The organism is Peptostreptococcus russellii, from assembly GCF_900110295.1.
Classification (GTDB): domain Bacteria; phylum Bacillota; class Clostridia; order Peptostreptococcales; family Peptostreptococcaceae; genus Peptostreptococcus; species Peptostreptococcus russellii_A.
Map to the genome: position 1 here is coordinate 1 of NZ_FODF01000002.1, position 25425 is coordinate 25425.

General features: G+C 30.1%; 25 protein-coding genes. 5 read left to right on the forward strand and 20 right to left on the reverse strand.

What is annotated here, in order from left to right:
* The coding region (locus BMY82_RS01410; protein WP_144019710.1) for a transposase at window positions 1–182 on the forward strand (182 nt) is incomplete at its 5' end.
* 124 nt (window positions 183–306) lie between these two features.
* Here BMY82_RS01410 and frr read toward each other — a convergent pair.
* The 5 genes from frr to BMY82_RS01435 all read right to left on the reverse strand — a co-directional run bounded on the left by frr (window position 307) and on the right by BMY82_RS01435 (window position 4856).
* A complete protein-coding gene (frr, locus tag BMY82_RS01415; RefSeq protein WP_091973726.1) occupies window positions 307–864 on the reverse strand; it encodes a ribosome recycling factor in 558 nt (185 codons plus the stop codon).
* A gap of 51 nt (window positions 865–915) precedes the next feature.
* Complete coding sequence (gene pyrH, locus BMY82_RS01420; RefSeq protein ID WP_091973729.1) at window positions 916–1620, reverse strand: UMP kinase; 705 nt, start codon at window positions 1618–1620, stop codon at window positions 916–918.
* Between the two features lie 188 nt (window positions 1621–1808).
* On the reverse strand, window positions 1809–2717 hold the full coding sequence (tsf, locus tag BMY82_RS01425) for a translation elongation factor Ts (RefSeq protein WP_091973732.1): 909 nt from the start codon (window positions 2715–2717) through the stop codon (window positions 1809–1811).
* A gap of 91 nt (window positions 2718–2808) precedes the next feature.
* A complete protein-coding gene (gene rpsB / locus BMY82_RS01430) occupies window positions 2809–3564 on the reverse strand; it encodes a 30S ribosomal protein S2 (RefSeq protein WP_091973751.1) in 756 nt (251 codons plus the stop codon).
* Window positions 3565–3758: 194 nt separating this feature from the next.
* Window positions 3759–4856 carry a protein kinase domain-containing protein gene (locus BMY82_RS01435; protein WP_091973754.1) on the reverse strand — a complete coding sequence of 366 codons (1098 nt, stop codon included), beginning with the start codon at window positions 4854–4856 and terminating at the stop codon, window positions 3759–3761.
* A gap of 223 nt (window positions 4857–5079) precedes the next feature.
* On the opposite strand from BMY82_RS01435, the gene BMY82_RS01440 reads away from it, so the two are divergent.
* Window positions 5080–5670: a hypothetical protein gene (locus BMY82_RS01440; RefSeq protein WP_091973757.1), complete on the forward strand. Its 591-nt coding sequence runs from the start codon at window positions 5080–5082 to the stop codon at window positions 5668–5670.
* Between the two features lie 266 nt (window positions 5671–5936).
* Here the strand turns inward: BMY82_RS01440 and BMY82_RS01445 are convergent, their stop codons facing one another.
* From BMY82_RS01445 to msrB, 6 genes are all read right to left on the reverse strand, one after another.
* Window positions 5937–6689: an amino acid ABC transporter ATP-binding protein gene (locus tag BMY82_RS01445; protein WP_091973760.1), complete on the reverse strand. Its 753-nt coding sequence runs from the start codon at window positions 6687–6689 to the stop codon at window positions 5937–5939.
* Window positions 6686–7366 (reverse strand): amino acid ABC transporter permease, encoded by a 681-nt coding sequence (locus BMY82_RS01450; RefSeq protein ID WP_091973763.1) that lies wholly within the window; start codon window positions 7364–7366, stop codon window positions 6686–6688. The genes BMY82_RS01445 and BMY82_RS01450 overlap by 4 nt, the downstream gene beginning before the upstream one ends.
* A gap of 12 nt (window positions 7367–7378) precedes the next feature.
* On the reverse strand, window positions 7379–8197 hold the full coding sequence (locus tag BMY82_RS01455; RefSeq protein WP_091973766.1) for a transporter substrate-binding domain-containing protein: 819 nt from the start codon (window positions 8195–8197) through the stop codon (window positions 7379–7381).
* 253 nt (window positions 8198–8450) lie between these two features.
* On the reverse strand, window positions 8451–8768 hold the full coding sequence (locus BMY82_RS01460; RefSeq protein ID WP_091973768.1) for a hypothetical protein: 318 nt from the start codon (window positions 8766–8768) through the stop codon (window positions 8451–8453).
* 218 nt (window positions 8769–8986) lie between these two features.
* Window positions 8987–10234: an alanyl-tRNA editing protein gene (locus tag BMY82_RS01465; protein WP_091973771.1), complete on the reverse strand. Its 1248-nt coding sequence runs from the start codon at window positions 10232–10234 to the stop codon at window positions 8987–8989.
* A 95-nt stretch (window positions 10235–10329) separates the two neighbouring features.
* Window positions 10330–11277 carry a peptide-methionine (R)-S-oxide reductase MsrB gene (gene msrB, locus BMY82_RS01470; protein ID WP_091973774.1) on the reverse strand — a complete coding sequence of 316 codons (948 nt, stop codon included), beginning with the start codon at window positions 11275–11277 and terminating at the stop codon, window positions 10330–10332.
* A 303-nt stretch (window positions 11278–11580) separates the two neighbouring features.
* Here msrB and BMY82_RS01475 point away from each other — a divergent pair, with 303 nt between their 5' ends.
* On the forward strand, window positions 11581–12288 hold the full coding sequence (locus BMY82_RS01475; protein ID WP_091973777.1) for a Crp/Fnr family transcriptional regulator: 708 nt from the start codon (window positions 11581–11583) through the stop codon (window positions 12286–12288).
* A gap of 120 nt (window positions 12289–12408) precedes the next feature.
* Here the strand turns inward: BMY82_RS01475 and BMY82_RS01480 are convergent, their stop codons facing one another.
* The 5 genes from BMY82_RS01480 to BMY82_RS01500 form a co-directional block, all read right to left on the reverse strand.
* Window positions 12409–13575, reverse strand: coding sequence for an AI-2E family transporter (locus tag BMY82_RS01480; RefSeq protein WP_091973780.1), 1167 nt, complete (start codon window positions 13573–13575; stop codon window positions 12409–12411).
* Window positions 13575–15395: an ABC transporter ATP-binding protein gene (locus tag BMY82_RS01485; protein WP_091973783.1), complete on the reverse strand. Its 1821-nt coding sequence runs from the start codon at window positions 15393–15395 to the stop codon at window positions 13575–13577. The genes BMY82_RS01480 and BMY82_RS01485 overlap by 1 nt, the downstream gene beginning before the upstream one ends.
* Window positions 15379–17544, reverse strand: a complete 2166-nt coding sequence (locus BMY82_RS01490; protein ID WP_091973785.1) for an ABC transporter ATP-binding protein — start codon at window positions 17542–17544, stop codon at window positions 15379–15381. The genes BMY82_RS01485 and BMY82_RS01490 overlap by 17 nt, the downstream gene beginning before the upstream one ends.
* A gap of 217 nt (window positions 17545–17761) precedes the next feature.
* Window positions 17762–18520, reverse strand: a complete 759-nt coding sequence (locus tag BMY82_RS01495; protein WP_091973787.1) for a peptidylprolyl isomerase — start codon at window positions 18518–18520, stop codon at window positions 17762–17764.
* A 184-nt stretch (window positions 18521–18704) separates the two neighbouring features.
* A complete protein-coding gene (locus tag BMY82_RS01500) occupies window positions 18705–19133 on the reverse strand; it encodes a hypothetical protein (RefSeq protein WP_091973790.1) in 429 nt (142 codons plus the stop codon).
* 168 nt (window positions 19134–19301) lie between these two features.
* Between BMY82_RS01500 and BMY82_RS01505 the strand changes: the two genes are divergently transcribed.
* A complete protein-coding gene (locus BMY82_RS01505; RefSeq protein ID WP_091973793.1) occupies window positions 19302–19769 on the forward strand; it encodes a hypothetical protein in 468 nt (155 codons plus the stop codon).
* 158 nt (window positions 19770–19927) lie between these two features.
* On the opposite strand, the gene BMY82_RS01510 is transcribed toward BMY82_RS01505, so the two are convergent.
* On the reverse strand, window positions 19928–20344 hold the full coding sequence (locus tag BMY82_RS01510) for a CBS domain-containing protein (protein WP_091973796.1): 417 nt from the start codon (window positions 20342–20344) through the stop codon (window positions 19928–19930).
* A gap of 296 nt (window positions 20345–20640) precedes the next feature.
* The gene (locus tag BMY82_RS01515; protein WP_091973799.1) at window positions 20641–20841 is read right to left on the reverse strand and encodes a cold-shock protein; all 201 of its coding nucleotides are present in this window, start codon (window positions 20839–20841) and stop codon (window positions 20641–20643) included.
* Between the two features lie 306 nt (window positions 20842–21147).
* Here BMY82_RS01515 and BMY82_RS01520 point away from each other — a divergent pair, with 306 nt between their 5' ends.
* Entirely contained in the window at window positions 21148–21981 is an 834-nt protein-coding gene (locus BMY82_RS01520; RefSeq protein ID WP_304206234.1) for a pyridoxamine kinase, read from the forward strand.
* An 89-nt stretch (window positions 21982–22070) separates the two neighbouring features.
* Here the strand turns inward: BMY82_RS01520 and BMY82_RS01525 are convergent, their stop codons facing one another.
* Together BMY82_RS01525 and BMY82_RS01530 are read right to left on the reverse strand one after the other, a co-directional pair.
* Window positions 22071–23972: a type I glutamate--ammonia ligase gene (locus tag BMY82_RS01525; RefSeq protein WP_091973802.1), complete on the reverse strand. Its 1902-nt coding sequence runs from the start codon at window positions 23970–23972 to the stop codon at window positions 22071–22073.
* Window positions 23973–24305: 333 nt separating this feature from the next.
* Entirely contained in the window at window positions 24306–25265 is a 960-nt protein-coding gene (locus tag BMY82_RS01530) for a galactose-1-phosphate uridylyltransferase (protein WP_091973805.1), read from the reverse strand.
* Window positions 25266–25425 lie beyond the last annotated feature (160 nt).

The following is a 25425-nucleotide window of genomic DNA, read 5'->3' on the forward strand; positions in this document are numbered from 1 at the left end:
TAAAATCACTAAAAAAGAGAATTCATTATGTAATTAACTCAATCAAATATAGCTATACCAATGCAGTAGTAGAAGGTAAAAACAATATGATAAAGGTTTTTAAAAGAGTATCCTTCGGATTTAGAAGCTATAGAAATATGAGAGCCAGAATACTTTTAAGAGAACGATTTGAGATAAAATAGGTAGCATAGAAAGTTATCTATGCTACCTATTAATTAGATTAAATTATATGATATTTTTTCATCAACACTATTTGACAAAGAACCATATAAAAAGGATGGTTTAAACCATCCTTTAAAAGATATATTATACTGACATTATATCTTCTTCTTTTTCTGTTGTAAGCTTTTCTATAGTCTTTATATATTCATCAGTTATCTTCTGAACTTCATCTAAAGCTTTCTTAGCTTCATCTTCAGCAAGCTCTCCAGCCTTTTCCATCTTCTTAATTTCATCATTGGCATCTCTTCTGTCATTTCTTATTCTTACCTTAAATGTTTCAGAAGCCTTTGATACTTTCTTTGCTAACTCTTTTCTTCTTTCTTCTGTAAGTTGTGGTACAACTAATCTTATTACTGAACCATCATTTGTAGGTGATATTTCTACATCTGATTCAGCTATAGCTTTTTCTATATTATGTATACTTGACTTGTCCCAAGGTGTTATAGTTAATATTCTGCCTTCTGAAACAGCTACTGCAGCCATCTGATTAACTGGAGTTGGAGTACCATAGTAATCAACTCTTACCTTGTCAAGCATTGATGGATTAGCTCTACCAGCTCTTATAGTTCCAAATTCGAACTTCAAAGCTTCTATAGTCTTATCCATTTGTTCTTTTAACTGAACATGAACATCTAATTTCATAAATTACCTCCTAAATATTTAAAAGTTTTTTCTTTATATCTATTATACTATTTATTCAACAGTAGTACCAATATTTTCTCCGTATACTACCTTTATAATATTCTCTGTTGAAAGTTCGAAAACTTTTATTGTAATCTTATTATCCATACATAAAGATGTAGCAGTTGAGTCCATAACTTTTAGTTCTCTATTAATTACTTCCATATATGTAAGGTTAGTAAACTTTTTAGCATCATCATGAACCTTTGGATCCTTGTCATATACCGCGTCAACATTCTTTGCAAGTAGAATAACATCTGCTTCCATTTCAGCAGCTCTAAGAGCTGCTGCTGTGTCTGTTGAGAAGTATGGATTACCTGTTCCAGCACCAAATATAACTACTCTTCCCTTTTCAAGATGTCTAACTGCTCTTCTTCTAATATATGGTTCAGCTACTTGTCTCATTTCAATTCCTGTCTGAACTCTTGTAGGAACTCCAACATCTTCTAAAGAATCCTGTAATGCCATTGCATTCATAACTGTCGCAAGCATTCCAATATAGTCTGCTGTTGTTCTATCCATTCCCTGGCTTGTTCTTCCTCTCCAGAAGTTTCCACCACCTACTACAACTGCCACTTCAACACCTACGTCATTTAATTCTTTTATACCTAGTGATATGTCATGTAGGACATCGTTATTTATACCAAAACCTGTTCCCCCAGATAGTGCTTCTCCACTTATCTTAAGTAACACTCTTTTGTATATTGGTTCCTTCATATCTTTTTCTCCTTTTGAAACTAAATAAATTTTTTTAAATTACTTAAATGTAAGCATAACTCAATCTAAGTATATCACATTCAATGATGTTTTTGTTAAAGACTATATAAAGTTTAACAAAACAACTAGAAATCCAAGAGATCCCTATAAAAAAGAGAACACGCTAAGTGTTCTCTTTACTTAATTTACTACTTCATCTGCTTTGCAACTTCGTCAGCAAAGTTTTCTTCTCTCTTTTCGATACCTTCACCAACTTCGTATCTAACCATTCTAGATACCTTTATTGGGCTACCAACTTCCTTAGCAACCTTGTCTACAAGCTTTCCTATAGTGAAATCAGAATCCTTAACGAATACCTGGTCTAATAGACAAACTTCCTTTAATTCCTTGTTTAATCTACCAACAACCATCTTTTCAACTATATTAGCTGGCTTTCCTTCGTTTAGAGCCTGCTGAGTAAGAACTTCCTTTTCATGAGCGATATAATCCTGATCTACATCGTCTCTTGATAAGTACTTAGGATTCATTGCTGCTACCTGCATAGCTATATCTTTTCCTAACTGGAATATCTTTTCATCATTTGAATCAGTGTCAAGTTCTATAACAACACCTATCTTACCACCACCGTGGATATATCCAGCAAGCTTACCATTTGTAGATAATCTTTCAAATCTTCTTATGTCAAGCTTTTCTCCTATAGTTGCTATTCTATCATGAAGAACTGCCTTAAGTTCCTTACCTTCCTTGTGCTGAGAAGCTAATAGTTCTTCTACATCCTTTGAATCACCATTTAAAGCCATTTCAGCTACGTCTCTTACGAATACCTTGAAATCTTCGTTCTTAGCAACGAAGTCAGTTTCAGAGTTAACTTCTACTATTGCAGCAGAAGTACCATCTTCATTAGCCAATATTGTAACAAGACCTTCAGCAGCTACTCTATCAGCCTTCTTTGCTGCCTTAGAAAGTCCCTTTTCTCTTAATATATCAATTGCTCTTTCCATATCGCATTCAGCTTCAGTAAGAGCCTTCTTACAGTCCATCATTCCTGCGCCTGTTGCTTCTCTTAATTCTTTTACCATCTGTGCAGTTACAGCCATCGTAAAATCCTCCTATAATTAAATTATTTTTATTCACAAAATGGTAAGGGCAATGCCCTTACCATAAGCTTTACATTATTCAATGTATTAATTACATTTCTTCTGTAGTTTCTTCAGTTTCAACAACTACTTCAACTTCAGATTCTTCTACAGTTACATCATCAACACCTTGTCTAGCTTCGATTACAGCATTAGCCATTGCACCAGTTATTAATTTTACAGCTCTAATAGCATCATCATTTGCTGGTATTGGATAGTCTATCTCGTCTGGATCACAGTTAGTATCAACTGTACCAACTACTGGGATACCTAGTCTATGAGCTTCCTGTATAGCTATGTTTTCTTTTCTTGGGTCAACTACGAATATTGCAGCTGGTAGTTCTGGCATATCCTTTATACCACCTAGGAACTTTTCAAGCTTGTCCTTTTCAGCTCTAAGCTTTATAACTTCCTTCTTTGGTAGTACATCAAATGTACCATCTTCTTCCATAGCTTCTAATTCTCTTAACTTCTGGATTCTAGTCTTTATAGTCTTATGGTTAGTAAGCATACCACCTAACCATCTTTCGTTTACATAGTACATTCCGCATCTTTCAGCTTCTTCCTTGATAGCTTCCTGAGCCTGCTTCTTTGTACCAACGAATAAGATTGGCTTTCCAGTTTCTGCTACTTCCTGCATAAACTTATAAGCTTCGTCTACCTTCTTAACTGTTTTCTGTAGGTCGATAATATATATTCCATTTCTTTCTGTGAATATAAACTTCGCCATCTTTGGGTTCCATCTTCTAGTCTGATGTCCGAAATGCACACCAGCTTCTAGTAACTGTTTCATTGAAATTACTGACATTAAATTTTCCTCCTTGGTTTTACGCTTCCAGCACGTTCTACTTCCTAAAAAACCACTTTATCGGCACCTTTTAGGAATCCCGTTGCTGTGTATAATTTATTTTTTGGTTTTAAAATAACCTATATCATTTTATCATTGTAGCTATTTTATGTCAATAGATTTTTAAACATTTTAATACAATACAATGTTTACTACTACATAAATGTAGGCACTACTATCCCTAATATCATGATTACTATTATAAATACTATTACAATAGCGACTTTATTTCCTTTTTTTGTTTTTTCTTCTTCATATTCCTCAATTTTTTCATTTCTCTTTTTATCTTCTTCCTGTTTTAAAAGAGCTTGATCGATATCATTTAAAAATATCTGATTGGTCTTGTAAAAATCTTCGGGACTAACTCTTCCTGTTTTATCAAGAACAGATTCAAGCTGAGGCTTTGTTGCAAGATCGTTAATATCAGATGAACTTATTTTAGAAGTTTTATACATAAATTGACTTAGGCTCATCAATACTTCATTATAATTTTTATAGCACAAATTATCATTTCTCTCTAAAAGTTTCTTTATAATTGCGATAAAATCTTGGTTGTAATCATTTGTATTTATTTTTGACCACATTACACCCTTATCTATCGCCCTCATCAACTGCTTTTCAGTATGCGCCTCACTAAAAGGAAACTTTTTAAATACTGCCTCATAAAGTATTACCCCTAAACAGTATAAATCCGTCTTTATATCTGTAAAGTCAATTGATAACTGAGAAGGAGATAGGTACTTTAAATTTCCTGAACATCTAATATTAGTGCCTCTATTTGCCTCTGTGATTCCAAAATCCGCTATTTTGATAGCATACTTCTCGTCTACAAGTATATCATCTGGCTTTAAAGAACCATGATGTTTGCCTATACTCTTATATGCCTGCAAAGCTTTAACAACCTGTGTTGATATTCTTATAAGGGCATCTAGGTGAAGATAGGCTCCTCTTGTTAATGTAGATAAAGATACTCCATCAAAATTCTCATAAACTATATAGTATAAAAGATTATCGACTGTTCTATGAACACCTACATCTACTATATTAAGTATATAGGGACACTTCAAATCATTGATTATCATGCTCTCATCTATTAAATTAGGAATAAAATCAATACTCACATATCTATTGTTTTCTATAATTTTAATTTTAACGTTAACCTTTCTTTCTGCGTCATAAGCATTATAGAGTTTATTTTCCTCTATATAAACAGGTCTATCCGTTATTTCATATCTATTTCCTATAAAAATCACTTTTTTTCTCTTCCTCCTTCAAGAAAGTAAATTTTTAGTTTCTATATTTACACTCTTATTATTCATTTTATCACAAAACTTCAATTCTTTCTACATATCTTTAATGACTTTAAATGTCTATTTTACAAATGTTTGACTATATCATTATTGACTATTATTTGTAAATTTAATATAATTGTATTATTGATAAGCTTTTATACATTATGAAAAAGGAGGGTTACATTTGAGCGAGAAGATAAAGAAGAATAATAGCGGCAAAACAATAAATTTTGCAGAGAAGAAAAAGTCCATAAATAGCAAAAAAATGCAATCCAACCCACCAAAAGGCGCCTATAATGATAATCGTGTTATTCAATACGATATTAACAAGATGCGCGAGCAAATTAACCAACAGACAAAGAAAAAGGGTTCTAAAGTAAGCCATTTCAACTCTCCTACTTGGGTAAAAGCAGTGTATACAATAGCAACGGTAATCCTTATAATACTTATTGTGGCTAGAGTAACTAATAATTTTGGTTTTGCAAAGGATAGATTACTTCCTGATAAATTTGTTACACAAAGCAGAACTGTAGATGAAGATGATTTCGCAAAATATGACAAAACAATTAAATCTTATTTAAATAGCTATGTCAAAGCTGATGGTGATTTAAATATAAAAACTACTTCTATGCATAAAAATAACAATTATATATATGCAAATGGATATTTTACTTATCCTAATGAGAAAAATAAGATCTATTTTGATGCGGTGATGACACCAGATACGATGAATTCTCTAATTGTAAATGGATATGAACTTACAAAAGATAGATGAAGGAAGACCTATACAAAATATAGGTCTTTTCTTATACAAAAATTTAATTTTTCAATATTTAATTATACATATATTCTATTTAAAATTTTTTCTATTTCAAATAGTTACTCAACTACATCTATCTATAATCCCTCAATATAGTTAGGTATGCTAATAAGAAATTTTTAAACGTCTGTTGGCTAATACAAAAATATGACATAGTAATTTTATAAAATAACTATGCCATCCTAATGATAACAAACCTTTTACTCGGTTTATTTTATTTTTTAATACTCATAACTATTTCTACTTTTTATTGATTCAAGGAATTTCTTAGTTCTCTCTTTTTGAGGATTGTCTATAACAAGCTTTGCATCTCCCTCTTCAATAATAATTCCTTCGTCCATAAAGATAACTCTATCTGATACATGCTTAGCAAACTCTATTTCATGAGTTACTATAATCATTGTATTATTTTTATTTGCAAGATCTTTTATAAGCGATAAAACTTCATTTTTCAACTCTGGATCTAGAGCTGATGTAGGCTCATCAAACAGCAAAACCTTTGGTTCGAGAGCTATTGCTCTACATATAGCTACCCTCTGTTTTTGACCTCCTGAAAGCTGATTTGGATAAAAATCTCTTTTCTCTGAAAGTCCCACTGATTTTAATATACCTTCAGCTTTTTCTATTGCTTTCCTTTTATCCATTTTCTTAACAACTATCAAACCTTCAGTAATATTTTCAATTACTGTCTTATTATTGAAAAGAAAAAATCCTTGAAATACCATTGCGGTATTTCTTCTAAGCCATAAAATATCTTTTTTATTTATATGCTCAAGATCAATATTTTTTTCACACAAAGATATTGTCCCGCTATCGGCAATCTCAAGACAGTTTATACATCTCAAAAAAGTAGATTTTCCTGTTCCTGAAGGTCCTATTATCGATATTACCTCTCCCTGAGATACATCTAAGCTAATCTCCTTTAGAACTTCATTATCTCCAAATCTCTTTTTTATATTCTTTATATTTATCATCTAATTTCACCTACTGATTTATTAAATTTATTTTCAAGCTTCTTCTGAACCATAGCCATAGCCGAAGTTATGCACCAGTAAACCATAAGCACACTAATATATGCCTCTAGATATCTGTATCCAGACGCACCTTCTAACTGAGCCATAGCCATCATTTCTTTAACTCCTATAGCAAATACAAGAGATGTATCCTTTACTATATTTATAAAACTACTAAAAAGAGTAGGTATAGCTATTCTAATAGCTTGTGGCATTACTATTCTGCTCATAGACTGAAAATATGTCATTCCTATAGACTGTGCCGCCTCTATCTGTCCCTTATCTACAGACATTATAGCCGCTCTAATTGACTCGGCCATATACGCCGAGCTAGCAAGCGATAGAGATATCAGTGCAGCTTTAAAGGAGTCTATGTGAAGCCCCGTATTGTTCAGAATTGGTATAATACCAAAATAAAGACAGAATATCTGAGCCATTAGAGGAGTTCCTCTAAAGAATGAAATATAGATCTTAAAAAACCTGTATAAAACGGGAACCTTTAAGTGAACTGTCATAGATATTATAATAGCTAACAAAAATCCAAAAAAAATCGCCAGTAAAGATAGCTTTATTGTTACACCACTGTATTTTATCATAAGTGGTATTACTTTTGCCATAAAGTGAAAATCAAGTTTCATCACTAATCTCTCCTATTGCTCTTTTTTTGTAATATCTACATCAAACCACTTTTCAGAAAGCTTGCTTAGAGTTCCGTCTTTTCTCATTTCATCTATAGCCTTACTTACCTTTTCAGACATTTCCTTACCTGCATCATCTTTTCTAAATGGATATGCATTTACTTCATATACAAGCTTTTGATTGATCTGTCTAATTGGAAGTTTATTTTTCTTCATTACAGCAAGAGTCTTTATTTCACCCTGCCATATAGCATCTACTCTTCCCATCTTGAGTTCTTCTTCCATAGGAACACCATCATATGTTACTATATCCCAATTCATATGATACTTATCATTTATTTCTCTACAAGTTTTTTCTCCGTTTCCGCCAAGCCAACATCCAACTTTCTTACCCTTTAGGTCCTCAAGTGTCTTGTAGCTACTATCATCCTTTACAAAAAGGTCATAATAACTGTATGCATATGGTGCTGATAAGTAATACTTTTCTTCTCTTTCAGGTGTAATTGACATTTGATGTGCAACTGTATCTATTTCACCAGCGTCAAGCATACCAACTAAACCTGAGAACTGACCAAGCTTGAACTCAAGCTTATAATCTTCTCTCTTTGCTATTTCATTCCATACATCTATTTCAAACCCCTTAAGCTTATCATCTTCTTGGAATGCCCAAGGATTATATGATGCTGATGTACCAACTCTAATAACCTGCTGTTTTTCAGCATTACTCTGTGCTGCGTCATCTTTCTTATTATCTTCTTGTTTTCCACATCCAACAGCTAATAACAATACTAAACTTGATAGAACAACTTTGACAAATAAATTTTTCTTCATTTCCAATCTCCTAATATTAAATTATATAGGCCTATCAAGCTTCATGTTATCATATGAAAAAATTTTTTTCAATATTTCAAAGCTTGTATTAATTTTTATAATAAATATAGCTTACGTTATAGATAAAGTGAATTATCAATATTTAAAATATTAATAAATAAAAATGACGACACAAAAATCCTTTATGTCGCCAAATAATTTTAATTAAATTTTACATTTTATTTATCAATAACTGATAAATATCTATAATTAATTATCTTATATATGCAAAATATGTAGCTGCTACTCCAACTACTATACCTATTACATTCAAAATCTGACACTTCTTATAGTCTCTTTTGAAAACGAACAATGTCAGTATTGAAATAATAAGTGTAACAATACCTAAGTAAAAGCCCTGTATAAGCCCTAAATTAGACTTTATTATGGATAGCAATCCTAATATCATAACATAAACACCTATTGTGTTTCTTATAATATAATTTTTTGCGCCTCTACCATTCTTACCAAGCATACAATAAATTGCAAATGCTGATAACAATATTAGAACGACTAGTCCTGTTAATGACATTTTGATTTCCCCCTATAAAAATATTGAAAATAAATACTTATTTTTCAATCCTTAAATTGCAATATTAATTTGAACACTTTTAAAAAATCATTCCTAATCTATATTATCTGCTCAGCACACTATAAGCTTAGCATGACCATATTAAAATTGATATTAGATAAAAATACTTAAAAGCTTTTTAATTTATAAAATTGTTCAAGTCAATTCTACAACTAAGCTTATTTTTCAATATATATATGATAAATATTATCTAGGAAAATGTCAACATTTTTTTCATCTTGACATAGCCCTTGAGCCATAAACTTTGATCCTCCACCCTTTATAGCAAAAGCTGATGCCTCACTTCTAAAGTCCTTGCCTATATCTATGTAAGAAAATTCTTTTGCAAGTTCCTTAGAACATTGTACATGAACTGAGGAATCCCCGTCTACTTTGTTTCCAACAATAACTATTGCTTTATTTTTTTCAGCTATTGATTTTACAAGTTCTGAAATCAACCACTTTTCTTCATTTTCAAAAGTTTTTCTTACAATAATAATATCGTCTTTATTTTTTTCTGATTCTCCTATTAGTTTATCAGAATATAAATCTATATACTTTTCACTTACATATTTATTATTTTCATAAAACTCATCTTTTTTCATTCTAAGGTTTTCTATTGCATTTTCTATATTTTCTTCATTGCAATTAAAAGACTCTAATATTCTATCTAGTACTCTTTCTCTTTCCAAAACGTACTTTGTAGCCCTTTGTCCAGCAAGATACTCGAACCTTGTTCCATCTTTGTGTTTATAGTATTTTTTAATTTTTATAAGCCTTATATCACTTGTATTAAGAGCGTGTACTCCACAACATGCATTTATATCTAGATTTTCTATTTCTAAGATTCTTATATCACTTGAAGTTTCTGGAAGTGGTCTTCTTGTCTTAAAGTTTTCTTTTTCTTCAGCTGTTAAAACATAGTTTTTTATATCTATTCTTTGATAAATAATTTCATTTGCCATATTTTCAACTTTTTCAACCATATCTTCGCTAAATTCACCTTCTATATCTAGCTGTGATACATCTTTCCCTATATGAAGTCCCTTTGTGTTTCTCTGAAATAACTCATAAAAACATCCTGATAGAATATGTTGCCCAGTATGCTGGCACATAGAATCATATCTTCTATCTCTATTTATTCTCATTTTGATCTTTTGACTTAAATCTATGCTTTCTACTTTTTCATCTAATATATGTACTACTTCGTCTTCATTCTCGCAAGTTTCTATGACATTAACCTCTTTTTCAAGTCCATTACTATCTATATATGTAATGCTTCCTATATCACAAATCTGTCCACCGCCACCTGGAAAAAATATTGTTTCTTGAAGAATAAAGGCATCTTTATCTGAATGTTTAACTACATCTTTAACATAGCTTTCACATTCTGTCTTATACCTTTCACTATAATAAAGTTTTTTCATAATTAACTCCTACATACATATTATTTACTACTAAAAAAACGGTCATAAATAAGTTTCAACTTTATAACCGTATTTTTAGTCGCCGGATAATATAATTATTTTACATACTTTTTATATTCACCATATCCGTACTCTTCCATTTTATCATATTGTATAAACTTTAGTGAAGCTGAATTTATGCAATATCTCCTTTTGGCAAATTTATCAGGTCCATCTAAAAATACATGACCTAAATGGCTATTTGCATTAACGCTTCTAACTTCTGTTCTCATTCTTCCAAAAGAGTAGTCGCTTCTATAATAGACACACGCTTCTTCTATGGTTTTCCCAAAGGCTGGCCAACCACATCCTGAGTCAAATTTATCACTTGAACTAAATAATGGTGTTCCATCGACTACATCTACATATATTCCTTTTTCAAAATTATTATAATACTCATTTTCAAAGGGAACTTCTGTCATATCATTTTGAGTTACTTCAAATTGTATATTGGTTAATTTTTTTCTAAGTTTTTCCCTACTAAAATTATTTTTATCCCAGTTCTCCTTTAAAAACTTCTGTCTCCCAGAGTTTTTATAGTATAGGTTATAGTGATTCTGATTCTTTTTATAATAATCCTGATGATATTCCTCAGCAGGATAAAATTTTCCAGCTTCAACTATTTCTGTATAAACTTTTTTACCACTAAGTTCTTCTAATGCCTTCTTCGATTCTTCAGCCTCTCTTTTTTGATCAAGATCATGATAAAAAATAGCTGATTCATATTGACTTCCTCTATCTGAAAACTGCCCTCCATCATCATATGGATTTATTTGTTTCCAATATATTTTTAATAAATCATTATAACTTATATATTCATCATCATAGCTTATTTCTATCGCTTCATAATGCCCAGTTCTACCACTACAAATGTCTTCATATGTTGGATTTTCTTTTTCTCCACCAGTGTATCCACTAATAACATCAAACACACCTTCATATGCTGTAAACGGCTTAACCATGCACCAGAAACAGCCTCCTGCGAAAGTTGCTAGTTTCTTCATTTTAATTCTCCCTTCATGCAAATAATTTGCTAATCTTTCTTTTATTACGTATATTAATATTATTCCCTATATTTAATTAAATAAACAATATTTAATTTGAAAATGTTTATCATTTTATTCTTACTTTATTAAAGTTCATTTATCTTTCACTATAGTTAACAATATTTTATTAATTTCAAAAAACATATTCTTTACTTTTCTTTTTATTTATTATAGTTACTAAAAAAATATACTTTTTTATATAATAATGATATAATTATCTATCATATATAATAAAAATATGTTAACGGAGGTAATAGCAGTATGTTTTCAAATAATAACTTTAAAGGTGGCAAACCGGAAATCAAAGACTACCTAACTTTACTAGAAAAAAATCCACTTTTTTCAAATTTTGAAGTTGATGAACTTTCACTTTTCTTAAATTCACTAAATCATAAAATTATATCACTAAATAAAGATGAAATACTTTTTTTTGAAGGGGATACTTTTCCCTATATGTGTATACTACTTGAAGGTGAAATAATGCTTTCAAATAACGATGAGTTTGGAAACAGAAATATTATAGATATTATAAAAAAGGGACAAATATTTGCAGAGGTTTTTTCATTTACTACAGAAAAAATAAGTCCTGTAACTTCTCAAGCAAGTAAAAATTCTCTTGTATTCTTAGTTAACACAGAAGATTTTCTTTCTCTCGATGGAAATGACTCATCAAAAATTGCAAATAAATATCACCTTGTTTCAAATCTTCTTAAGACATTTGCAGATAAAAACTTAATTCTTTTATCTAAAATAGAAATTATATCTAGAAGAAATACTAGAGAAAAGATTATTCATTTTTTGGAAATGCAAAAAGAAAAAAATAAAAGTAAGATATTTCATATACCTTACTCAAGAAAAGAAATGGCAGATTTTTTAGGAGTCGATAGAAGTGCTCTATCAAGAGAATTAAGTAAACTTAAAAAGGAAAAAGTTATAGATTTTGATAAGAATACTTTTAAGATTCTTTAATCTATATAAAAAACATAATATGTATATTATATCAAACATTAAAAATGCTATGAATTCAACTTAAAAGAAAAACTCATAGCATTTTTATTATTTATTATTAGTTTTAAATTATTAGCTAATTTATTTTTTATATGCTTCTTTTGAAACAGGTAGACCCTTTTTTCTAAGTTTGGTATTCACTGACTCTCCTATTATAGTATATATTATAGCAAATAAAGGTACTCCTATAATCATTCCTATTATTCCGAAGAATTTTCCCGCTATTAGCAGTGAGAAAAGAATCCAGAAGGATGAAATCCCTATAGAATCTCCCAATATTTTTGGTCCTATAATATTACCGTCTAACTGTTGTATTACAAATATAATAAGTATTAGCCACAAAGCCTTAACCGGATCAATTAGAAGTACAATCATAACTGATGGTATTGCTCCTATAAATGGTCCAAAGAATGGAATTACATTTGTAACTCCTATTATAAATGTCAATAATATCTTATATGGCATATCGGTAATCGATAGTATTATAAAAGTTAAAAAAGCTATTATAGTTGAATCTAATATTTTTCCTGCTATAAATCTTCCAAATATTTGATTTGAAAGTCTTGTAACATATAATATTCTTTCAGTAACTTCAACTGGAAATACTGCTGAAATAAATTTTTTGCAAATTGCAAAAAATCCTTCTTTGTCTGCCAAAATATAAATTGATATTATCAATCCAAGTATAGTGTTCCAAACACTCTTTACTACGTTTAAAAAGGCATTTGCTAGGTATGGCATCAGGTTTGTAGCAAACTCTATTGCTTTTCTTACAAGCTCATTTACCTTGCTGTCAAACATCATCTTCGATTCTTCTGACATATTTAAACTATTTATAGTTTTACTAGAATAAGAGTACAACTCATCCATTATCTTAGGAAAATCTGTAAGCAATCTTGCCAAACTATTCGCAACCTGCGGCAGTATAAACATCATAAATAATGTTATTACAACTACTACTGTAAGATAAGTAAGTATCAAAGACAATGCTCTTTTCTTCTTAAGACTAATACCATCTTTTGTATATCTATCAATAATACCTTTTTCATAAAACTCTAAGATAAAATTAAATAAATATGCAAGCGAAAAGCCTAGTATAAAAGGTTTTAATATTGCAAAAAAGGCATTTGTCAACTCGCTTAACTTCGAAAATTTTGTTAAAGCAAGATAAAATGATATACTAAGAAAAATAACTATTAGACTGTATACTGCAATTGTTGTATATTTTTTATTCCAGTTAATTTTCATTAGTTTACCCCCTCAAGGTCTTCATACTGTGAATCGTAAAGCTTCTTATAGAATCCGTCCTTTGCCATCAATTCATCGTGGTTTCCCTGCTCTACAATATCTCCATCCTTTAGAACAAGTATTAAATCTGCATTTCTTATTGTAGAAAGTCTGTGAGCAATTATAAAGCTAGTTCTATCCTTTATAAGATTATCCATAGCACCCTGAATAAGTTCCTCAGTTCTTGTATCTACAGAACTTGTCGCTTCATCAAGGATAAGTACTCTAGGATTAGAAAGTATAGCTCTTGCTATTGTTAGAAGCTGTTTCTGTCCTTGAGATATATTCTTTGTATCTTCACTCAAAACAGTATCATAACCATACTTTTGAGTCATTATAAATCTATCTGCGTATGCCGCTGATGCTGCCTTATATACTTCTTCATCTGTGGCATCTAGCTTACCATATCTCAAATTCTCCATTATAGTTCCACTAAATAACCAAGTGTCCTGTAACACCATTGCAAAATTACTTCTATAGTTATCTATATTTAGCTTTGAAATGTCTTTTCCATCAAGGAGTATTCTTCCGCTATTTGGACTATAAAATCTCATAAGTAGCTTTACAAGTGTTGTTTTTCCAGCACCTGTTGGACCCACTATTGCTATTTTTTGACCTGGCTTTACATCTAAATTAAAGTCTTTTATTATTATCTTATCTTTTTCGTATCCAAATCTTATATTCTCAAACTTTATATGTCCCTCAAATTCTTCATCTGTTATTACTTCAGTTTGAGAGAAATCAACTTCTTCTTCATCTAAGAAATCAAATATTCTATCAGCAGCAGCTACTGTTGACTGTAATAGATTCATTATTTGAGCAAGCTGATTTAGAGGCTGAGTAAATGATCTCATATACTGTATAAATGCCTGAATATCACCTACTGTTATTTTGCCGTTAATAGCCATATATCCACCAAATATAGATACTATTACATATCCCAAATTACCTACAAACATCATTATAGGCATCATTATACTTGATAAAAACTGTGACTTCCAACCGGTATTATATAATTTACTGTTTATTGAATTAAATTCTATTTCTTCAAACTTCTCTCCGTTGTAACCTCTTATAAGTGCCTGTCCTGCAAAACTTTCTTCTATTTTACCGTTTATTTGACCTAGATACTTTTGCTGCATCTTAAAATAAACCTGTGACTTTCTTATTACGAACATCAAGACAAACATTGTAAGAGGTAGTATTATAAGGGCTGCTATAGTCATTAAAATGTTAATAGAAAGCATCATTATAAATACACCTATAACTGTTATAATTGACGTTACAACCTGCATCAAACTCTGATTAAGAGTCTGGCTTAGAGTATCAACATCATTTGTTACTCTAGAAATAATATCACCCCTACTATTTTTATCATAGTATGATATAGGTAATCTATTAAACTTCTCTGATATTTCTTTTCTTAAATTGTATGATATTCTCTGTGCTACACCACTCATAATATAAGACTGCAAGTAAGAAAATACTGAGCTTATTGTATAAAGTATTGCAAGTATTATTACAATTCTAAGCACCCTTGAAAAATCAATCCCCTCTTGAGGATTACTTATTTTTCTCATCACACCATCAAATATTTCCGTTGTTGCCTTACCCATTATTTTAGGACCGGCTATTAGAAATACAGTAGAAAATATAGAGAATATAAATACGATCACTATATTTAGGTAATCGCCCTTCATATATTTCATAAGTCTTTTGATACTCTTTGAAAAGTCTTTGTTTGTACTAGAAGAATTATCTATATTATTTTGCGATTTCATGCTTCAATTCCTCCTCTGTCAACTGTGATTTTGCGATTTCATAATAAACCTCGCAAGATTTCAGCAACTCTCCATGAGTACCCTTGCCTACAATTTTCCCTTCGTCTAAAACTATTATTTCATCTGCACTTATTATTGTATTTATTCTCTGTGCAACAATGATAAGCGTTTTTTCAGAAAGTTCTTTGTGTATAGCTTCTCTTAAATTTCTATCTGTTCTTGAATCAAGAGCTGAAAAACTATCGTCAAATACAAGTATTTCAGACTCTCTTGCAAGTGCTCTAGCAATGGACAATCTCTGTTTCTGACCACCTGAAAGATTTGCTCCACCTTGAGCTATTTCACTTTCAAATCTGTTTTCCTTGCTATCTACAAAATCCATACACTGAGCTATTTCAGCTGCTTCCTTCATATTTTTATAGCTTCTCATACCTTTTGCATACTCAATATTAGATGCTATAGTGCCTGAGAATATAACTGGTTTTTGAGGTACAACTGATACCTTGTCTCTTAATATATGCATTGGTATATCTCTTACATCCACACCATCTACCTTTACACTACCGGCTGTTGCATCTAAAAATCTAGGTATCATGTTTACTATTGTAGTCTTTCCTGAACCTGTTGACCCAATTATAGCAGTTGTTTTTCCCTTCTTTGCCTCAAAACTTATATCCTCTATAACATTTTCAGCAGCACCTTCATACTTAAATGAAACTTTATCAAATTCAACACTTCCTTCTTTTGTAAAGTCAATGTTTCTTCCACTATCTTTAATAGCAATATCACTATCTAATACTTCAGATACTCTATTTGCACTGACCATCGCTCTAGGAAGTATTACAGACATCATTGATATAAATAAGAATGCCATTATTATCTGAATAGCATACTGTATAAATGCCATCATATCTCCTACTTGAATATTACCAGCATTGATGTTCTTTGCACCAACCCAAACAATTAGCAAGGTTGCACCATTCATTATCAACATCATAATAGGTTGCATAAGAGACATTATTCTACTCATATATAACATAGTGTCTGTTAACTCACTGTTAACATTGTCAAATCTTTTTAACTCATGTTTATTTGTTCTAAATACTCTATTTACTTCAATTCCTGATATAAATTCTCTTGTAACGAGGTTAAGCTTATCGACAATACTTTGTATTATCTTAAACTTAGGAAGTGCCTTTCTCATTATAAGAAGAATTGACATCAGTGTCATGAAAACGGCAAGGACTATTATCCAGACCATAGAAACATCTAATGTAAGTACCTTTAAAAATGCACATACAGCCATTATTGGTCCGTAAAATAAAAATCTTAATCCCATTACGGAAGATTGCTGTATTTGCTGTATATCATTGGTACATCTTGATATAAGAGATGCAATAGAAAATCTATTCATTTCATGATTTGAAAACTCAAGTACTTTTTTGTAAGAGTCTTTTCTCAAATCCTTTGATACCTTGGCTGAAACCTTTGAAGAAAAATAACTTACTATAATAGATAGTATTCCTGTTGCTATTGCTACTATCAGCATCAATAGGCCAGTCTTCCAAAGATATCCAGTCTGAATCTTGTTCACATCAACGCCGTTGTTTTTATAAATCTGTGTTACAAATCTCATGCCAATTTGCTTTTTCATAAAATCTGGAATGTTTTTATCACTTAAAAACTTCATCATATCGTTTTTAGAATCTGGCATGTTTGCACTTGCATACGACGCATATTTAGTAAGGGCATTATTCATATAAGGTTCAAGTTTCTCTATATCCACATTTTTCTTCAGTAGATAGTAGTTAGTCTTGTACCTGTCCTTTTTTATTAGTTTTGAATTAGGATTCTCCTTAGCTATATTCTCATTTTTAGAATTTTTAATACTGGGAATCCATAGTTCATACGCCTCAGCAATGTGCTTTTTATCACTTTGGTTTGAAAGCGATAGCATTACTCCATATGTGTTTTCATCAATTATCCTAGGTACAGAATCTTTTATACCTTTTTGTTGGATTCCAACATTTACTATATCGGATGTATACTGTGGAAGCAAAAGCTCACCTTGAACCTGAATAGCAAGCACAGCTACTAACACAAGTATCGATAGTAAATGTTTCTTAAAATATGACAATATCGTCTTCATCTCTTCTTCCTTTCTTATTTTATACTATGAAATTATTATAACACTTTATCTCAATTTTCCAAAATAAACTTTCTTTATTTTTTATAAAAAAAGAGGTTCAAATGAACCTCTTTTAAATGAATATCTGAATTATAAAATTTTTTTTAATTAATATTGGTAATTTACTAAAAAACACAATATAATCTAACTAAAATCATTTTATTTATAATTTATTATCTTACTTGTTTATATCTAATATATCCTTGTACTTGTCAGTTAATTCATTCATCTTGCTCATGAAAGCTTCATTCTGCTTCTGATATAATAGAGCACTCTTTACATCGTTCTTTACTTCTTCATATTCTGCCTGAGAAGCATCTGAATGATCATTTACTACTACTATATGGTAACCAAACTGAGTCTTTATAGGAGAAGAGATCTTACCTACTGGTAATTCAAATGCTGCTTCTTCAAATTCCGGAACCATCTGACCCTTTGCAAATGTACCAAGGTCTCCACCATTCATATTAGAAGGGCAAGTTGAATATTCAACTGCAGCATCTTCAAATGAAATTTCCTTCTTCTTTAACTTGCTTTCTATTTCATTTGCAAGCTCTTCATTGTCAACCAATATATGCTTAGCTGAGATAGTTTCAGGCTTTACAAACTTATCCTTGTTGTCTTCATAGTACTTTAGCATTTCATCATCAGTTACTTCTGCTGAAGCAAGGCAAGAGTTTATAGCATACTGCTTTAACATATTAGCCTTTACTAATTCCATTTCCTTAACAAATCTCTCATCTTCATCCATCTTTCTTTCTAAAGCGTCAAGATAGAATAATTCCTGATTGATTAAGTCTGCTAATATTCTCTTTCTTCCTTCTTCGCTGTCAAACTGTTGTCTTTGGAACTGATCTAAACTATTTATTGCAGCTTCAATATCTTCTGCTGTAATTACTTTGTCACCTATTTTTGCTAAATAATTTGCTTCTGTCATGTCTATTCCTCCATCATATTGCAATTTTAATTACTATTCAATCATACCATTTTTTACATATTATGTCTACAATAGAAGAACCTTTTATTATATCTTTTAACAAATTTGTGAAAATAATATAGTTCAACTTCAAATTATACCTTTTGACTATAAGTTATAGGATTTCAGTGTTCTTTTTTCTTACTTAATAAAAATAAGTAAGAATTAATATAAGTAGCGCTGCTAATACACCTACTACACCTATATCGTTATAGTCTTCTTTTATAAGTTTCCAGGATTCTACCATCAAAATAATGCACATTATTATTTGTGCATACAGAAGCGTTATATTTGTTGTAAAAATCATAAAGCTTGATAAGGTTATTAAATATGTTAGTGACATAGACAAAGCAAATTTAAAATACCTCTTAGATTCAATTTTTTTTCTTATATATTTTATTATCAATAGAGTTATAAATATAGCATCGACTACAAAATATATATAAAATAATATGTTATTATAGTTTTCAATTGTAATTACAATCCATTTGTACCAGTAAATAGGCCAAAACATCAAACTTATTAATCTAAAGTATAATTCCATTGGTGCCAATTCTCTCATTTTTTTAATCAATACTACCACCTCTTTTTTAACAAAGCACTTTTTCTAATTATATCTTAATTGTTGGTATTTTGCTATAATTTCTAAATCTTTTTATATAACCCTTTAAATTTTTATGTATATATGTTAAAATGATATGGTATTTTTATATATATAATTAATAGAAATGGAGGCTTGAATATGGGCATAAAAGATAAATTTGCCGAGCAATTTGCTAGACAAAAAACAATGAGCGGTCCTGAAAAAAAAGCTAACGATTTAATTGGTAAACTTTTACTAAAGAAGGCTATTTTGCCTATAGTTATAGCTATAGTAGCAATTATCGTTGGATCAGTTGCAAAAATCCCATGGTGGGGAATTCTTATAATTGAAGCTCTAATTGCAGTAGCTACATATTTTTATCTTAAGAAAGCAGGAGACAAATTCAATAACTTTGTTCCTTATGTAGGTAATCTTATTACCCTAGAAAAAAAGGGTAAGAATGAATATACAGCTCTTTTAAAGCAAGGTAAAAAACCAGTTAAACTTGATATTAAATACGGTGGTGAGGACCTAGAAAGAGTTAAAAAGAATGCTCTAATACAGGTTACTTATAATCCAGATGCAAAAATAGCAATTTTAGTAACTAGAAAAGATGCAAAGAGATAAAAAAAGGTAGCATTGCTACCTTTTTTATTTTATTTATAAAATATATAGTTTCAATCAAAATAAATCCCCTCTAAATTAATAAGAAGGGATTTTTAATATTTCTCTCTAAATCATATTTTGCAAATTAATAAATATGTCAAGGAATTATTTATTTGCCTCTATCTATATTCTTCTAGCTTCAATCTATCTGAAGCATAGGATATTACATCTCTTCTTTTTACTATACCTATAAATATATTGGCATCATCAATAACAGGAACGAAATTCTGATTTATAAGTATATGGAAAAGATCCTCAACATTAGCATTTACTCTCACTGTTTCATTTGTAAGCCGTCTAGGTATATCCATAATATTTGTTTCTTCTAATGTTTTATCATCAAAAGTTTTTTTACTATTCAAATACCATAAAAGATCTCCTTCTTTTACTGTTCCAAGATAATTCCCCTCTTCATTCAGTATAGGAACTGAAGAAAATTTATGTTCCTCTAAAGTTCCAAGTACTTGCTTTAAATTATCTTTATCACATACACTGACTACTTCTATCTTTGGTGTTAAAAAGAATAGGATATTCATAATACTATCTCCTTTTTTATTTTTTCTAACTTAAGTATAACATATATTTAAACTTATTTCACTATTGTTACATTTATTTAACTAAATGACTTTCCTATTTAATTCTTTATTTTTTACTTATTTTTCTATTTCTTTTTATATTATACAATTTTCAGCATTTATTTTTATCTTAGATAATTTTTATAAGTTTTATAAAAATGGACAAGAAAAAGGACTAACATTAGTTAGTCCTTTGCATTGTAATCCAATAAAAATTTAATTGCTATTTAATCTATCTCTATATTAAATTTCTTAAATTATATTCTTGTTACATTTGCAGCCTGAGGTCCCTTTGCGCCATCTACGACTTCAAACTCAACCTTCTGACCTTCTTCTAGAGACTTGTATCCGTCAGTTTCTATTGCTGAAAAATGTACAAATATGTCATTTTCTCCTTCTACTGAAATAAAACCAAATCCCTTTTCGTTGTTAAACCACTTTACTACTCCGACTTTCATTAAATATCCTCCTACATAATGTACCTGTATATTATTTTTGTATGGTACATTCCTTTCTCACAGCACGCAAAATTATGCTAGTTAAAGCATTCTATGAAAACTATTTCATTATTTTCACTTCCTAGGTTGCCTTGCTGTTCTTTTATTATAACATGATAATATAAAAATTACTACATAAATTTTAAAATTTTTAATTATTTTTTCTTCTTATCAAAACAAAGCCTTCTATTTGCTTTGTCTTGCTTTGTCAAATAATATAAACTATGATATTATTGTGTATATAATTTTACTAAGTGGAGGAAACTTATGGTAGATATGCAAAAAAAAATAGCTTGTATAAATGATATTTCTGGTATAGGAAAATGTTCTTTGACAGTAGCTCTCCCTATTATATCAGCCTTAAAATGTCAATGTTGCCCTCTGACTACTTCTGTTTTATCTAGTCAGACTGGCTATCCAAAGTACACTTTTAAAGATCTTACTGACTCTATGGAGGAATATATTCAGGTGTGGCATGATTTAGATAGAAAGTTCGATACTATTTATAGTGGTTTTCTAGGTTCTGGTAGACAGATTAAAATTGTAGAAAAGTTTATAAATATGAATAAAGGAGCTTTTGTAATTGTTGATCCTGTTTTAGCCGACTTGGGAAATCTTTTCCCTATTTTTAGTCACGACGATGTTTTGGAAATGAGAAAGCTTGTTTCTATGGCAAACTTAATTACACCTAATATTACTGAAGCAAATCTTCTTGCATCTAGAAAGGCAGATTTCTTTGACTATGATGATTCTTCTTTAAAAGAGCTTTGTCAATCTCTTTCAAATCTAGGACCAAAATATGTTATTATAACTGGATTTGAAAAAAACGGTAAGATTTACAATATCTGCTATAACTCAGATACTGATTTGATGACCAAAATTGGTACTGAATATAACAAAGTTAGCTTTAGTGGAACAGGAGATACTTTTACTTCTATAATAGCTGGAATGATAACTAGATCTTTTTCTATTGAAGATAGTGTAAAGTGTGCTACTGATTTTATCTATGAAGCTGTGAACTTTACTGTCAAGCAAGATAACTTTAATAGAAATGATGGTATACTTTTTGAATACTTCCTTGACAAATTAGTAAGTATTTAGGTTGTTAATTCTATTTTTAAGTAAATAAATAAAAAAGCAAGTAAAAAATGCTGTGTAGAATTCTACACAGCATTTCCTTTTAATTTATACTACAAAATATTTTTTCTATAATTCACGTACAGTTGCTGTATTTCTTCCATTTTCTTCTTAGCTACTTTTTGAAGGTCTGATGCTTCTTTATAATTTCCTATCTCAAGAGAATTTTTTATCATACCGTATATTGAAGGTCCACTTAGAGTATTTTTCATCAAGTCGTATTTTATCTGCTTAATAGAATCCCACATCACTTCATCTAATGCATCCATATCCTCTGGTCTATGAAGTTTCTTAAAGGATCTAAGAAGTCTTATATTTCTATCTATTATTCTTGAAGAAAGTTTTTTCTTCCATATATCTAAAGAACCTATTCTAAAAGAGTTTAATATATCATCTGTAAATACTTCTCCATCAGTCAAAGACTTCAGTTTGTCTGGATATTTTTCAAAATTAAGCATTGCCTCATATACAGTTGCAGGTGGAAGACCAAATCTTTGATTTCTTTCCTCTAGTGTATAGTACTCAAATACATCATTTTCATCTCTATATGCTCTACCCTCTTCAAGATAAAATCCTTTATCTTCAGGTTTCTTTGAAAGCTCTCTTTCAAGTTCTTTTGTATCAAACTTATCTAACTCTACTACAGCCTTTATGCCATCTAGCATAGTCTGATAGCAGCCTGCTATTACTAAATATTTATTAGTAAGCGGATTTGGAGATCTAAGCTCAAATCTAAGTGTTTTTGGATTTTCTACATCTCTTATAAGACCTACTAGGACTGATCTGTTTCTTGAAGCGACTTCATAGTCATGTCCTAGTGATGTTACTGTACATACAGGTGCTTCAAATCCAGGTTCTAATCTATTAAAACCATCGTTTGTATTAGTAGCTATTGGAGCAAGTATTTCATAATTTTTTAAAAGTCCCATTAAAGCTCCATAACCTATTGGGCTTAAATAGTCCTCTTTTAATTCTCTTGGGGCAAATAGGTTTACAAACTTTCCATTTTTTAACTTAGCTCCTACACCAACGTGTACATGAGCTCCACTTCCAGCAACACCATGTATTGGTTTTGCTTTGAAACTTACCTCTAGACCATGTGATTCAAATACATCATATACTACTTCTCTTGCAAGTATTTCATTATCTGCTGCTTGTAAAGGAGTATTGAACTTCCATGAAATTTCTAACTGTTCCATAGCATGATTTGTTGAACCTTCTTGATTAATAGAGCTGTGTATTCCACCAACTTCTTTATGAGCCATTTCTGGTTCAAGCCCATATCTCTCCAACTCAATAAGACATCTTTCTAGACAAGTTCTTATTACTCCATGAGTTCTCTTCCAATACTGTTCTTTAAGACTCTGAGACACAAATAACTTTTCAAGGTCTGCTTTATCTTCAGGAGTATTTACCCAAAATTCAAGTTCAGTTGCCGCAGTTAAACCTATACTTTCTATATCTTCTGGATTGTCAATGTTCGTATTATCAAGAATTTTAGGATATTTTTTTATAATGTCCATTATACTTCTTTTAAAGTGTTCTTCCGCTCTCATCAATGTAGCTCTTGAGCAGACCATCTTGTTGTTATGAACAAGAAATGCAGGTATTATAATCGTACCTATTGGAAGATTTGTTTCTTCATCAATATGATTGTAATTATAGTCTATGAACCAAGTCGCATCAAGATCTGACATCAAATCAACCTTTGCATTGTTCAATGTTGCTATTTCATATAGTTCAACTGAAGATCCATCTGTCTGTATTGTCGAATTTAAAAATGAATCAATATCCTCTAAAAAAAGCTTGACTGGTATCTTCTCATCAGTGGCATTTCCACCTAAATCGACACCCATTAAAGATGCAAATTTTATATTTTTATTGTTTTTTAATATCTCCGCTAACCTTTCGCTTGAATGGTCTTTTCTCTCTATAAAGTATAATAAGTCTGTCATACTTCCTCCTTCAAAATACATGAATTATTATTTAATATTTGGTTTTAATATTCGTATTTATTTTTTATATTATATATCAATTTAAGTATATTTTCAATACAATACACATAAATTTTCTAATTTTATTATGGGAAAACAATTTTATTTTACTTTTCCTAATGTTATTTTCATTTTTTTGAATATAGGCATTTTGAAATTAATTGAAAACTAAAAAGAGCCTCAAAAAGACTCTTTTCAAAAATATATATATCAAAGTTTATTAGCTTCCTAAGTTTATTTTAAATGCAAGCATTATATATTAAAATTTATAATATAGTGTATCATATATACTTGTTATTTTTTTATTCTAAAATACTCTGCTAGTTCTTTAGGATCACTTCCACATACATAAAGCCCTGTTGTAAGTTCAAAACCACCAAAATTATATTTTCTGGGTACTATATGGAAATGTGTTCTTAATTCTTTTCCTATTTCTTTATTTACTGTTTTAGAATGTAGCAGGATATTAAATGGTATATCTCCTTGATACTCCTCCATATTTCTAAACATATTTTTAAATATATAAGACAATTCCTCTATATGTTCATCTGTCCACTGTGAAGGATCCAAATCATCCTTTTCAATGACTCTCACTTCTCCATTATATCTTGTTGCATATGGTACAAATGCCAGGAAATATTCTCCGCTATATATGACTCTTTCTTTATCTTTTTCTTCCTTATCTAATAAAGCTTCATATAAATTTGTACCATTTTCTATTTTATATTTATCCGAAACTTCAATTTCTTTTTTTATTTCAGGCGGCAAAAGATTTGAAGAAACTATTTGAGAGTGTGGATGCATAAGAGATGCTCCTGCATTTCTCTTTGAGTTTTTAAACACGCTTACATATTCTATCCCTTCTCTTTTAGATAGATCCTTATATCTGCTTTTTAAAAGAGCAAATGTGTTTTTAAATTCTTCTTCCGTCATATTATAGTAGCTAGCATTATGTCTATAACTTTCTATTAACACCTCATGCTCTCCAAAAATTTCTTTGATTGACAAGTCTAATATTGGAAATTTATTTGCTACAGACATGGCAACCCACTGCCCACTCTCATCATTGATAGTCTCTTTTATTTCTTTTATATCTTCAGTATTACCTCTGCAAAAAGGGCAAGTTTCACTATGTTCATCTTCCTTACTATCAAAATCACCTACTATTTTAACTTTGTCTAGTGGTCTTTTATTTCTATAACTTGAATATATTACTAGATCGCCTGTTATCATATCTCTTCTTATTTCTTTCATTATAATGCTCTCCTTATTTTAAAAGTTGTATCAAGTAAAAAATATACATATTTAGTATAAATTATATCACTAATTCATATTTTAAAGAAGATAGAGGAATATTTTTGTTACATTTACTTAAAATTTAAATTTCTTATTATCGCTCTATATGTTTTTTCTC